This is a genomic window from Magnetovibrio blakemorei (assembly GCF_001746755.1).
In the GTDB taxonomy this organism is placed as follows: domain Bacteria; phylum Pseudomonadota; class Alphaproteobacteria; order Rhodospirillales; family Magnetovibrionaceae; genus Magnetovibrio; species Magnetovibrio blakemorei.
This window is the reverse complement of record NZ_MCGG01000014.1, coordinates 24,146-36,976: the sequence shown is the minus strand read 5'-3', so window position 1 is coordinate 36,976 and position 12,831 is coordinate 24,146. Positions and strand designations below refer to the sequence as shown.

Sequence of the window (12,831 nt, the reverse complement as noted above, 5' to 3'; positions counted from 1 at the left end):
GCTCAGGGACGCGCTTTGGGGCGTGGTTTTGCGATTTGTTCTTGACGGATGATGGCGATCAGGGCGTCGGCGATGGGCAGATCAATGTTTGTCTTGTGGCGCGCAATCCACAGGGTCCGCATGATGCGAAAGCCACAGACCTTGATGTGGTGCAGGCGACCAGCCTGAATGTGTTTGATCACGGCAAAACGGGGCAAAAAACTGACGTGTTGTCCGGGGATCAGCACATCGACAATGGCTTCGGTGCCGCCGACTTCCATCGCGATGTTGAGCTTGTCAAAGCCAATCGCCTCTAGAGCTTCATGCAGATCAAGGCGCGCTGCAGAACCCACTTCACGCAGCACGTAGCTGAGATCCAGGAGCATGGTGATGGGGATCATCTCTTCCTCGGCCAATGGATGGTCCGGAGCGCACACCAGCAACAATTCGTCGTCCATCCATTTTTGCACCATCAGATCGGGGTGTTCGGGGGTGCGTTCCAAAAGCGCTACGTCGGTCATGCCCGTGACCAGACTGCTTTCACTTTGACGGCCGTAAACCAAGCGACTTTCGATGCGGTAATGCGGGTAAAGCTCGGCGAATTTGAGCAAAAACCGGGGCAGGAAATGTTCGCCGATGGCAATCGTGACATCCAGATGCACGGTGGTCTTGCCGAGCATCAGTTCGTCCAACTCACGGCGCAGCGACATTTGCCGATCCAAGGTCTGGACCGCCAACAGGTAAACTTTTTCTCCCGCCTTGGTCAGGCGCAAGCGCCCCCCTGAACGTTCCAGCAAGACTACGCCATAGCTTTCTTCCAGGGTGTGCAGACGCTTGGTTATGGCGGGTTGGCCAACGTTCAAGGCTTGCGCGGCGGCAGAAACGCCGCCTTTTTCAACAATGGCGCGTAAAGCCGCCCAGCCGCGGATATCGGGAAGTTTTTTGTATTCCATAAAGGAATATTAGCAAAAAAATAGTGATTTGGAAACCCAGTCGCGAGTGTGGATACTGTAGGCATCTTAAATGAATGAATTTCGTTCATTGTCCATAGCTTAGAGAAATAGAGAGATTGAATTTTAGGGCGTGATAAGGTTTTTGACCCTTATGTGACATTCCAGTTTGGAATGCCGGATTGGCCCCAAATTATTCACATGCACACATTGAATTCGAAACAAAGGAAGACCAACACAATGCTTACGCATATGGAGGGTAGCGCTATTGCGCACCATGGCCACGATCTCCCCCAAAAACGTCGCCGCAGCCTGCGCAACCTGTTCAAATTACGCACCCATACGAAGGCAACCCTGGGCATGGGTTTGTTAAGCATGATCTTGTATTATGGCCTGTACACATTCAATGCCGACATTCGTCATATCGCGGAAATGACCAACCAGGGCGACAAGACGTATTTCCTGTTGCCCATCGCCATTGCCTTTCTGTTTTCCGTCGTTCATGGTATTTTCACAGATAAGTTCTGGGAAGCCCTGGGCCTGAGAGCGAAGCGCTAATCAATTTGCCTAAAGCGAAGCGCTCATCGATTGGCATGTGTTCGACAATGTGGGGAATGTGGACGTGACAACATCTCAACTTTCACCTATTGGGCGTTTTAAAAACGTCTTGCTGGCGACGGACGGTTCGGAGTGGAGCGCCGGGGCGGAACGTATCGCCATGGCGCTGTGTGCAGAGCATGCTGCGCATCTGAATATTTTATCGGCCATTTCTTCACCCGGCGAAGCGGGCTGGATGGGGAAGCCGAACGATGTAGAGGCGGAGCGCCAAACCAATGAAACGATCGAACGCCTCAAGAAAGTGGCTGAAGACGCGGGTGTAGAGGCCTCTGGACACATTCGTTCAGGAAGCGATCCTTACGAAGTGATCGTCGAGGCCTCAAAGGACTTGCAATCAGACATCATTGTGATGGGGCGCAAAGGTCGGCGCGGATTGGCGCGTTTGATGTTGGGCGATGCCACCGCCAAGGTCATTGGCTATGCACCGTGTTCCGTGATGGCGGTTCCCGAAGATGCCAATATGTGGTCGTCTATCTTGGTTGCTACGGATGGTTCGCGTTTTAGCGACATGGCCGTGGTTTCCGCCACGGAGCTGGCCCGCGTGAGCGGTGTTCCTTTGACCGTTTTGTCCGTCAAAGTGCCCGTCCACAGCGATCGACGTCAAGCCGAGGCTCAGCCGATTGTCGACAGGGTGCTTGAGTTTCTCAAGGACAAAGGTATCCAAGCACGCGGTCTCGTCGAAGAAGGTCCGGCTGATGATACCATTGTGGATGTCGCCAAGGAACGCCAAGCGGGCTTGATCGTGTTGGGCAACTTTGGTCGCACCGGGATTGGTCGGATGTTATTTGGTTCGAAAGCCGAACGCGTCATCAACCAGACGTCAATGCCCGTTTTGATCGCGCGCGGCGGTTGAGACTGCATCAGATTCAGTAATTTTGTTTTTGAGGCTCCTCCCCCCTCAGTTCTAAAACACAAAAGAGGCCGATGTATGGGCGGCCCTCAAGGAGTCTCCTTATGGAAGCCATTACCTTTCTTGATTTAACCCCGACCATCGTTGTGCTGCTGTTTGTGGTGGGCTTTATCGGCGGTATGGTCAGTGGCTTTATCGGTTCTGGCGGAGCGTTTGTTCTCACCCCGGCCATGATGAGCTTGGGGGCACCGGCGATTGTCGCGGTGGCCAGCAATATGGCGCACAAATTCCCGAAAGCCTTGGTTGGTTCCATTAAACGCGCCAAATATGGCCAGGTGGACGTCAAGTTGGGTGTAATGATGGGGATATTCGCCGAGGCCGGGGTGTTTTATGGCAAGAGCGTGATGACCGACATTCGCAATCAATTTGGGGATGCGGGAACGGATCTCTATGTATCCGCTGTGTTTGTCGTTGTATTGGCGGTGGTCGGTGGATTTGTCATGCGCGATGCGTTGCGCAGTCGTCGTGAGGAAGGTGTCGGCACGCCCCATGTGACTCCCAAAATTGCCCTGTGGGTGCAGTCCGTGCGCATCCCCGGTACGATGATGCGCTTCAAAAGCATCGGCAATAAAGAAATTTCCGTGTTGTTTATTTTGCCCCTGGGCTTTGCCACCGGGATGTTGGCGGCGTCTATCGCGGTGGGGGGATTTATCGGTGTCCCGGCGATGATCTATGTGTTGGGGGTGCCGGCGATTATGGCCACAGCCACCGAACTGGTGGTGGCGTTTGTGATGGGTGCCGGCGGCACCATGCTGTACGCCTGGGATGGTTTCGTTGATATTCGGCTGGCGATGATCATCCTCGCAGGCTCTTTGTTTGGTGTGCAAATCGGGGCCATTGGTACCACCTATGTTAAGGAATGGGTGGTGAAGATGATCATGGCGATGATTATGCTGATTGTCTTGGTCAGCCGCTTCTTTAAGGTTCCGGTGTACCTGTCGAACTTGGACCTGATTCCGACCATTCCCGAAGGCACTTTGACGGTGCTGTCGACCCTCAGCTTTTCCACCCTGGGGCTTGCGCTGTTGGCGGGGGCGGGGGCCATTTTGCTGGCCTTGTTCAAAGGCATCCATGAGGACCGCAAAGCCAAAGAGGCGGCAAGTGCGGACGCCTAGGGCGAAAGTGCGCGGCTCAAGGTTATCCACAAGCTTTTGTCCCGGTTGTGCACATTTGGCTCTTTTTCTAGGCTATAAAGGCCTTCTCCGCACCATATATAGCGCCTGACATCTATTTACCGCCCTATATAGAGGGTGTATGATCTGTGTCCATAACCCTCCCCGGTTCGTACAGATTGGCGGTTCGCACAGATATGGTCAAAACACCAACCCATCAGCAAAACGGTGAAGGCGCGCCTGCAGACGCGCTTGAGCGGGAACTTGACGATGCCTTTGGCGAAATTGGGCCGGAAGGGGCTGAAAACACCCCGTCGCAAATTGAGTATGACACCTGGAATCAGCCGTTTTATCTGCGTTACAAGTTGGCCACCGCGGTGGGCATCTTCGCTACGGGCGGATGGCTGTGGTTGACCAACAGCTATATCGGCCAATATGTCGGTTGGGATGTGCTGTTTGAGCTTCTGCCCCATGAACTGGGAGGTTTGGCAGCGGGTATCTTTACCCCGATCGCCTTGTTGTGGATGGTGATTGCGCTGTTTGAGCGCGGTCATTCCCTGCGCGCCGAGACGGGGCATTTGCGTTGGCAAATCCGCCAGCTGACCTATCCCACGGATCGATCCGAAAGCCGGGTCAAGGAAATCAGCGATAGCCTGCGTCGCCAAGCCCAAGACTTAAGCAAAGCATCTGATGAAGCCTACCAACGTGGCGAAGCCATCACCAACCAGGTCCGCGAACGCGCCTTGGAATTGGCGCGGGTGTCCCAAGATGCCGACTTGCGCGCCCGTGCGGTGGCCGATGCTTTGTCGCGCGAAACCGAAGAATTGCGGGTGGTTTCGGAAAAGGCCGAGAGCCGCGCCCGGGACGTGGGTGACGTTTTGCATCGTCGTGGCCACGACATCGCCACGGCAACAGACCGCGCCAGCACCCGCGCCGAAGACTTGGTCGAAATCTTGGAACGGCGCATTCAAGACTTGGCGGACGTTTCCGAAGTGGGATCACGTCACGCCCTTGAAGTCGCCGAGACCTTTGGTCAACGCAGCGAAGATATGGCGCGCATTTCGGCGGAAACGGCGGGGCGGGCGGAAACGGTTGGCGAAATTTTGTCGACGCGCATCATGGCGATGAACACCGCAACCCAAGAGGCCGTGCAACGCCTGGAAACGGGCTCCGAATTGATGGCGGGAACCAGTGCCGAAGTGGGCGCGCGCGCAGACCGCATGGAAGCACAAACCCAGCGGGTCGGTGAAGCCCTGCGTCGTCAACAGTCGGATATGGAACGTGCGGTTCTGGATGCCGCGTCCCAAGCGCATGAGGTTGAAGGCCACTTGATGCGCCAGACCCAGGCTTTGAATGACACCGCCGAAATCGTGTCTGCACGGGTCAAATCCATGACCGAGACCATGGGCGAAAATGCGCACGAACTGGTCGCGGCATCGGACTTGGTGGCGTTGCGGATGAAAGCGGCGGGCGAAGCCTTCCAGACGGAAGCGCGGGCCTTGGCAAGCTCTGCACAAACGGCGACGGAGCATTCCGGTCAAGTGCGTGAATTGTTGCGCAAAACCTCGCTCGACTTAAGCCTGATTTCCGCCAAAGCCTTGGATCAAGTGGAAACGGTGGGTAAGTCGTTGCAGGCGCGGGCGGATGAACTGGGCAAAACGGGCGATGACTCTCAAGCGCGGCTGTCGGATGCGGCGGACAGCTTAAAACTGCAAACGCAAAACATCAAAGACGCGACGGAGCAAAGCCTGCTGCGTATCGATGGTGTTGCCAATCGCTTGTACGATGGCGCCGGGGATTTGGGCAGCACCTCTGAAAAGGCGCAATTGGCCTTGTCGGAAGCGACCCGCATCATGGAAGAAGGGGCGCAGCGCATCTCGTCCAGTGCGTTCTCCGGGGTCAACTCCATCGCCACCGCCACGCGGGCGTTGAAAGATGGATTGGACGGCATCAACGCGTCGTCACAGCGCACCGGAGAAGTGACCGAAGCGTTCCGCACCCACCTGATCGACTTTAAGGGGGTTTCCGAAGGTGCGGTCAGTTCCATCGTCAATCTGGGCGAAACGGTTCATGAGCGGGCGCGGCAGTTGGAAAACGTCACAGATAGGGCTTCCGACAAGTTGGTCGGCGTGAGCGAAGAATTGCAAAAGCGCACCGAGCATATGGTTTATGTTGCGGCGCGCACCGGCAAGTTGGTCACGACCGCGTCTGAACACCTTGAGCAGCGCACCGATATGATGGAAACCGCATCAGAGCGGGCCGAGGGACATTTGCGCGAACTGGGCGAAGCCGTGCGCCAAAGCCTCAGCGATCTGATGGAAAGTTCGGACGAAGCCACTCAGCGTTTGGAAAATGTCAGCAACACCTTGGAAGGCCAGACCGAAAGTGTGTCGCGGGTGACCTCTTCGGCGGTTGAAGACGTGGACAAAGCCACGGCGGCCTTGCTGGAACGTTCGCGTGAAGTGGGCTCGGCATCGGATCGGGCTGCGCGTTTGATTTCGTTGGTCTCCGATGCCTTGCACCGCCAGACCGCGGGTCTGACCGATGCGTCAAAACAGGCTGCCGAACGCATCGACGTGATGGGTGACACCATCAAAGAACATGCCCGCGAACTCGATGACTTGGGCACCCGGGCGACAGATCGTTTGTTGGACACGGGCGAAAAGCTCAAAGAAAGTGCCTTTAGCCTGCAATCCATTTCCGATGAATCCGTCAGTCGAGTGCGTCAAGTGACCAGTGCGCTGGTCGATGGTGAAAGAACGGTTTCTCAGCGCGTTGAAAGTGCGGAACGCAACTTGGAAAGCATCGGCAAGCGGTTGGTTGAACGCGCCGAAGAAGCCACCCGTTCAACGGCCCAGGCCGGGGATCGCTTGGAAGGTATTTCCGATACCTTCCGCCGTCACACCAGCGACTTGGATCACGCCTTGGATCATGCCGGAGATCGCCTGGAGGACTTAGGCAGCTTGCTGTCGCGGCGCACGGAAGACTTGACCCAGTCGTATACCCGTGCGTCCAGCCACATCCGCACCTTTTCCGAAGACATGCACCGTCAAGCCAGCGGCTTGATGGAAGCCTCGGACCGGGCGGCTGGAAAGCTGGGTGAAGTGGGAACGCGCTTGAATGAAGAAGTGCATGGCGTCAACCAATCGGTCGATAAAGCCGCCAAGCTGATTGACTTGGTGACCAACGCTTTCCACCACCAAACGTCCGATTTGGGGGCGGCATCGGAACGTGCTGCAGGTGAATTGGAACGCGTCAGCGACATCATTCAGCGCTCGGCCGGGGAAATGTCGCGGATCTCGGAACACACGGTGCGGGATTTGGGCAGCGCCGGCGAAAACTTGCGCCAGCATTTGGGAGATTTGAGTACGGCTTCGTCGCAGGCCACGACCAAGATAGAAGGTGTCGCGGAAACGCTGCGTTCTCAGGGCCGTGAAGTGGCGTCCGTATCTGATGAAGCGTTGGGGAAATTGAGCCAAGTCGGCGATACCTTGGGCGAGCAAAATGAAGGCATCGCGCGTTTGACCGAAGACAGCTTGGCCAAAATCCGGGCCTTCTTGGACCAAGTCGAACGCCAAAGCAAAGACAGCGTCAAGGAAGTGGAAAAAGTTTCTACCCATATGGAAGTGGCCCACGATCGTGCACGGGGCCAGTTGAACGAGCTGAACCGGATGTACAGCCGGGCGCAGCAAGGTGCCAGCATGCTCGGCGATGCGTTGGAAAAACAGAGCCACAACGTCGCCACGGTTACCGAACAGTCCGTGGCGCGTATCGTCGCTTGGGACAAAACCTTGCGCGATGGGGTAGACGATTTGAGCCGCGCTTCGGCGACGGTGGCAGGGCAGTTGGAAAGCGTTGGTCACAAGGTCGAACAAGAGACCCGTGGACTGTTGGGCGCCGTGGCTCAGGCTGAAGTGCTCAATCAAGCCCTGGATACGACTTTGGATCGGGCCCACAGCGAAGACTTTATGCGCCGTGCGGCCTTCATCACGGAAAAACTGCAATCCCTTGCGGTTGATTTGGCGCGCATTGCCGAAGTGCCCATCACCGAAGACGATTGGCGGCGCTTCAATAAGGGTGAAAAAGGCATTTTTGTGCGCAAAATGTTGGGTTTCAAAGAGAAAAACACCCTGGCGGCCATCAAGTCTGTTTATCAGGAAGACGGGGAGTTCCGCGACTATGTCGGTCGTTATGTGAGCGAATTTAACGCAATGATGGACAAAGCGCGCGAACGCGATCATGATGGGGTCCTTGAAAACACGTTCTTGTCGTCAGACATGGGCAAATTGTATATGGTGCTTTCAAGGGCGTTGGGTCGCGATTTATAACGCGATCTTTAGACGATCTATTCGTTTGTACATTTCGGGGGAGGGTCCCTGACTTAGGGGACCCATCTTGGGGCGGAAACTCACCAGTTTCCGCCCCCTTTTTTTTGCCACCCCCAGCGCAGCATCGCTCGCCATGTGTGAAGACGGCGTTCGAACAACGCAGCAAAGACGAAGCAAATCAGCAGCGTCAAAGCCAGCAGCAGGGCATCCTCCAACCACCCATGCCCTGACTTCAGCGGCAGCACCGCAAGAAATTGCAAGACGGGATAATGGACCAGGTACAGGGAAAAACTTCCGCCAGCCAACCACCGCCCCACCTGAGCCCTGCGTGGTGCAACGCTACCTGAAGCCAAACCCGCAATCCCGGCCAAGTGGAGCGTCACCAAGAGCCCGAGCCATCCATTCCACACAAACTCATCGGAAAAGCGAAGGGTGAGGGCGTGGTTAAGCCCCGCCGTCATGTGGGAAAGCATGCTCGGCAGATCTGTCCAAAGCGCCAAGGCATATGCCATCACGGGCAACACCGCTAGCCCCATAGAAACGAAACGACTTGGCCGCCGCCCGCCCACAATCCACGTGTGAAGGGCGACGCCCATCAGCCATGCGGGCATCAACAGCAAGATGTTGAGGCCAAAGAGCAGCATGCCCGCCAGCAGCAACACCACCCGTCGAGCCCCCCGCAGATAGAAGGCAACGGCGAAGAGCGTATAATAGGCCGCCTCATAACTGAGGGACCAGAACGGACCGTTGGTCCCAAGCCGCGTCGCCATGCCGGTCCACTCGCTGGAAAAGCTCAAACCGCGTACCAGCATCTCCCACAGGGGCAGTGGGTTGTAATACCACCCGGCATAAATGGCAGGCGCCAAATGCGCGCCTAGACGGTCCAGTCCATAGCCGAGCACCAGCGCCGGCAACGCGACAGAAACCAACCGGGTGATCCGATCAAAAGCGAACGGCCCCAGGCCACAGTGTTTGCGTTTTGCGACGTGCGCGATCACCAGCCCGGAAAGTACAAAAAACACGATCACCGCATCGCTGCCCAAATTGAGCTCACGAATCCATAGCCACCGTCCGTCGCTGAAACGCGGATACGCGATATGCGACAAGAGCACGACGAACGCTGCGCCAAAGCGTAAAAAATCAAGATAAAGGGAAAAGCCTCGCGTCATCATTCCGCCAAGGTGGTGTCTTGTGGGCGCGTCGCCTCGGCTTTGGCAGGCTGCGCAGGCTGTCGCAGGCCGACAAGACGGGCAAGTTGCAGGCCGCTGTCGCGCAGAGGAATGAACATGGAATTGGCGAGGCTGTCATGGGGTTGTTGAAGGCGGTTGCCCGCGCTGTCCGCCAAGCCGAATTCCAAAGTTTCATGGCTGCACGGCACGTAGAGTGTGCCAAACATCCAGTCCCAAATGGCCAGCACCTCGCCATAATTTTTATTGTGATGCTTAGGCGCCAGAGAATGGTGAATTTGGTGTTGCGCGGGTGAGATGAAAAGATGCTCAAGAACAGGGCCAAAGCTCAGCCAAATATGGGTATGGCGGAGGTTTGACCCGGCCACGTTAAACAGCACATAGCCAGCATTAACGCCCGCCACGGTCATAAAGCTGGGGTCCTGGGTGAAGAAGGCTAAAAATAAGCCCTGCACCGCACCGATGAGCAGGGCCTTCACGAAGGTCGAGATCACGTCATAGAGCGGGTGCTTGCGATAAACCGTGATCGGGGTCATCACCTCGGCAGAGTGGTGCAGCGCATGCAAAGGCCAGAGAATACTATTTTCGTGATGAATACGGTGTACCCAGTAGGTCCCAAAATCTCCGGCGGCCAGGAGCAGCAGTGAGATCAGGATCGGGGAAAACGGGTCCAAGCGCAGCATGGGGCCGATCCCACCCGCAAGGCTATCGGCCACATAGGCACTGAGGAAAACCATATTAAACAGGCCCAGCGCCAAAAACAGGCGGTTTATACAGAAAACCTTGAGGTCAACGATGTGCGATGGGTGAAAATAAACGGATTTCGGCAACAGCCATGTGAGGAAGGGCTGATCAATTCGGCGATAGAGATAGACAAAAAAAGCGATGAGGATCGTCACTGTTAAGTAGTACGGCCAAATGCGCGTGTCCGGGCCGGCAACAACGTGCGTGACCTCAGAAAAAACGGAACCGATCCCATCAAATCCAATTTCCACGCCACTCACCCCCTCGTTCCTCTGGCCTCAATTATGACAAGAAGGGGAAGAGCGTACAACCATTCTCCCCCATGGCTACGCCCATTGGTTAGCCGCAGCGCGGCAACCTGGAATATAAGGTGAAAAAGCAAGGTGGGCGCAAGTAACGGAATGGCGGGGTGCGATTTGCCTGCTAGGGTAGCTCTTGCACACCTAAGGAGTACGTTCCATGACGTCAAAAATTCACGCCTCCATGACCGTTTCTGAGTGGTTGATGCTGTTGACGCTTTCGCTTTTGTGGGGCGGATCGTTCTTTTTTGTTGGGGTTCTGGTTGATGAATTGCCGCCGTTGACCATTGTGGTGCTGCGGGTCGGTTTGGCGGCGGTGGTGCTCCATCTCTATTTGCTCTTCAAGGGCACCCCCATATCCGGGGGGATTCGCGTGTGGGCGGCATTATTCGCCATGGGCTTGCTCAACAACGCCATTCCGTTTTCTTTGATCGTGTGGGGGCAGACGCATATTGCATCGGGATTGGCGTCCATCCTCAATGCAACGACGCCCATATTCACCGTCGTGGTTGCGCATGTGCTGACCCAAGATGAACGTCTGACGCCTGCGCGCTTAGGCGGCGTGGTGGCGGGCTTTGCCGGGGTCGCTGTGTTGATGGGACCGCAATTACTCAGCGGTCTTGGCGAAGACATTTTGGCCCAGTCCGCCATCTTGGGCGCGGCCCTTTCCTATGCTTGTGCGGGCGTCTTTGGTCGTCGTTTTAAGGCCATGGGGGTGAAGCCCCTGCATACGGCCACGGGCCAAGTGACGGGCTCGGCTATTCTTTTGTTGCCGGTGGCGTTGGTGCTGGACAAGCCGTGGACGCTGAGCGTTCCCAGCGGATACGCCATTGCCGCTTTGCTGGGTTTAGCGGTCGTGTCCACGGCGCTGGCCTATGTGCTTTATTTTCGTATCCTCGCCACCGCCGGGGCAACCAACGTGTTGCTGGTGACGTTGTTGGTGCCGGTCAGCGCCATCGTTTTGGGCGTCTTAGTTTTGGGCGAAAGCCTGGCGCTGCAAAGCCTGCTCGGCATGGCATTGATCGCTTTGGGGCTGGGGGTTATCGACGGGCGGATCTTTAGGTTAATGAAGCGCGCACCCGGTTGATGATCAGTTCCGCCATTTCCGGCGCGTCGCCGAGCGGCGGCAGATAGATCAAGCGCTGGCCGTCTTGGTTCATTTCGTTGGGCTGGACATGAGACAAACGCTCAATGAAGATTTCGGACTTGGTGTTGAAACCGATGTCGCGCGGCACTTCTTCTGAACCGTGAAATCCGTCGGAAATCAAATACGGCGCGAAGATCACGTTTTTGGCGCGGGTCAGGTCGCGCCAATTTTTAATGAAGGGCGGTTCTTCCAAAAATGTCGTGAAAACCGGCGGTATAATGCCAAAACGCGAAAGGTCGCGGGCGATGCGGTTGGTGTGTTCAAACGATTCCCGACCACGTCCCGATCCATGGCCGATGACAACGATAGCGGTATCGGTATCGGGGACCTTTAAGCTGTCCATGGTAGACAGAATGCGCACGGCAAAGGTTTTGGCCGTGCTGGGGTCGGTGCCGACAGGATCGCACAGGTGCACCCGTTGATGGCCGTTCGGCGTTATGCGTTCCGTCACCTCACCCGTAAGGTTCAGGGCTTGGGGCAATTTGGTGGTTGAAACGAAGCCTCGATAGGCCAAATTCGGCACGACATAAACTTCTGGCAAATGGATGCCATCCAGAACGTCTTTGATGAACGGTTTTTCGGTCAAAAAGCCCGCGCGCACGTCGGCGAATAGCCCTAAATTGCGAATGGTTTCGGCGTGTTTGCGCGACGAAGTACGCCCTCCCTTGGTGCTGGGAGAACCGTGCGCTGCGATCAAAAGCCCGGTGTGGCTCAAATCCAGGATTGGGGAAGGGGGCTTAGACATCCTCCTCCAACAGGCACTCATGCGCGGGCGTATGCCAGGCAATGGTGCTGGCAAGGTCAACCACTTTACCGATGATCAACAAAGAAGGGGCTTTGAGGTCTGCACGATCAATGCACGCGGGCAGATCTTTTAAGGTGGTGAGGATGGTGCGTTGGTCCGGGGTTGTGCCGCGCTCGATCCCGGCGGCGGGCATGTCGCCGGGCAGTCCGGCCTTGATCAATTCGTCGGAAATTTTCTGTACGTTGATCAACCCCATATAGATCACCAGCGTGGTGTTGGGATCGGCCATGCTTTTCCAGTTGAGGTCCAAGTGCTGACCTTCGCGGCAATGTCCGGTGACGAAGCGCACGCCCGTCACGTAGCCTCGATGGGTGAGCGGGATGCCAGCGTAGGCACCACATCCGGCACTCGCTGTAATGCCGGGAACGATTTCAAAGTTGACGTTGTGTTCGGCCAGGAACATGGCTTCTTCGCTGCCGCGGCCAAAAATAAACGGATCGCCGCCTTTAAGGCGCACCACGGTTTTGTCGAGGCGCGCCAAGTCGACCAAGGTCTGATTGATTTCGTCTTGGGGCATAAAATGATCGCGCGCGGCTTTGCCTGCAAAAATCTTTTCGGCGCTGGCGGGCACCATGTCCAAAATATCATCCGATACCAGTCGGTCATAAACCACCACGTCGGCCTTTTTCAAGCATTCGGCAGCTTTCAACGTCAACAGGCCGGGGTCGCCCGGACCAGCGCCTACGATGAACACGCTGACACCATCAGATTTGTCTTTAACTTTACTCAAAGTCATTTCCTTAAAATTAGGG

General features: G+C 56.2%; 10 protein-coding genes. 5 read left to right on the top strand and 5 right to left on the bottom strand.

All coding sequences use genetic code 11. The features are described from left to right. Positions 1–2: 2 nt before the first annotated feature. Positions 3–932, bottom strand: coding sequence for a LysR family transcriptional regulator (locus BEN30_RS04955; RefSeq protein ID WP_069957241.1), 930 nt, complete (start codon positions 930–932; stop codon positions 3–5). A gap of 237 nt (positions 933–1,169) precedes the next feature. On the opposite strand from BEN30_RS04955, the gene BEN30_RS04950 reads away from it, so the two are divergent. The 4 genes from BEN30_RS04950 (at position 1,170) to BEN30_RS04935 (ending at position 7,897) form a co-directional block, all read left to right on the top strand. After that, on the top strand, positions 1,170–1,487 hold the full coding sequence (locus tag BEN30_RS04950; protein WP_139134860.1) for a hypothetical protein: 318 nt from the start codon (positions 1,170–1,172) through the stop codon (positions 1,485–1,487). Between the two features lie 64 nt (positions 1,488–1,551). Beyond that, positions 1,552–2,400, top strand: coding sequence for a universal stress protein (locus BEN30_RS04945; protein WP_069957259.1), 849 nt, complete (start codon positions 1,552–1,554; stop codon positions 2,398–2,400). A 101-nt stretch (positions 2,401–2,501) separates the two neighbouring features. Then, on the top strand, positions 2,502–3,572 hold the full coding sequence (locus BEN30_RS04940; protein WP_139134859.1) for a sulfite exporter TauE/SafE family protein: 1,071 nt from the start codon (positions 2,502–2,504) through the stop codon (positions 3,570–3,572). A gap of 146 nt (positions 3,573–3,718) precedes the next feature. Beyond that, on the top strand, positions 3,719–7,897 hold the full coding sequence (locus BEN30_RS04935) for a coiled-coil domain-containing protein (RefSeq protein WP_139134858.1): 4,179 nt from the start codon (positions 3,719–3,721) through the stop codon (positions 7,895–7,897). Positions 7,898–7,977: 80 nt separating this feature from the next. On the opposite strand, the gene BEN30_RS04930 is transcribed toward BEN30_RS04935, so the two are convergent. Beyond that, positions 7,978–9,069, bottom strand: coding sequence for an acyltransferase family protein (locus tag BEN30_RS04930; protein ID WP_069957237.1), 1,092 nt, complete (start codon positions 9,067–9,069; stop codon positions 7,978–7,980). Beyond that, positions 9,066–10,079, bottom strand: a complete 1,014-nt coding sequence (locus BEN30_RS04925) for a sterol desaturase family protein (RefSeq protein ID WP_139134857.1) — start codon at positions 10,077–10,079, stop codon at positions 9,066–9,068. The genes BEN30_RS04930 and BEN30_RS04925 overlap by 4 nt, the downstream gene beginning before the upstream one ends. A gap of 208 nt (positions 10,080–10,287) precedes the next feature. Between BEN30_RS04925 and BEN30_RS04920 the strand changes: the two genes are divergently transcribed. Next, on the top strand, positions 10,288–11,214 hold the full coding sequence (locus BEN30_RS04920; protein WP_069957235.1) for a DMT family transporter: 927 nt from the start codon (positions 10,288–10,290) through the stop codon (positions 11,212–11,214). Here the strand turns inward: BEN30_RS04920 and BEN30_RS04915 are convergent. Continuing rightward, a complete protein-coding gene (locus tag BEN30_RS04915) occupies positions 11,186–12,019 on the bottom strand; it encodes a CbiX/SirB N-terminal domain-containing protein (protein ID WP_069957234.1) in 834 nt (277 codons plus the stop codon). The two genes, BEN30_RS04920 and BEN30_RS04915, sit on opposite strands and share 29 nt — an antisense overlap. Then, on the bottom strand, positions 12,012–12,809 hold the full coding sequence (cobA, locus tag BEN30_RS04910) for a uroporphyrinogen-III C-methyltransferase (RefSeq protein ID WP_245648991.1): 798 nt from the start codon (positions 12,807–12,809) through the stop codon (positions 12,012–12,014). The genes BEN30_RS04915 and cobA overlap by 8 nt, the downstream gene beginning before the upstream one ends. Between the last annotated feature and the right edge of the window lie 22 nt (positions 12,810–12,831).

What these genes read in the sequence shown, in the direction of transcription:
- BEN30_RS04930 (WP_069957237.1), bottom strand. Translation starts at nt 9,069, where the DNA reads ATGATGACGCGAGGCTTTTCCCTTTATCTTGATTTTTTACGCTTTGGC.
- BEN30_RS04955 (WP_069957241.1), bottom strand. Translation starts at nt 932, where the DNA reads ATGGAATACAAAAAACTTCCCGATATCCGCGGCTGGGCGGCTTTACGC.
- BEN30_RS04950 (WP_139134860.1), top strand. Translation starts at nt 1,170, where the DNA reads ATGCTTACGCATATGGAGGGTAGCGCTATTGCGCACCATGGCCACGAT.
- BEN30_RS04915 (WP_069957234.1), bottom strand. Translation starts at nt 12,019, where the DNA reads ATGTCTAAGCCCCCTTCCCCAATCCTGGATTTGAGCCACACCGGGCTT.
- BEN30_RS04920 (WP_069957235.1), top strand. Translation starts at nt 10,288, where the DNA reads ATGACGTCAAAAATTCACGCCTCCATGACCGTTTCTGAGTGGTTGATG.
- BEN30_RS04940 (WP_139134859.1), top strand. Translation starts at nt 2,502, where the DNA reads ATGGAAGCCATTACCTTTCTTGATTTAACCCCGACCATCGTTGTGCTG.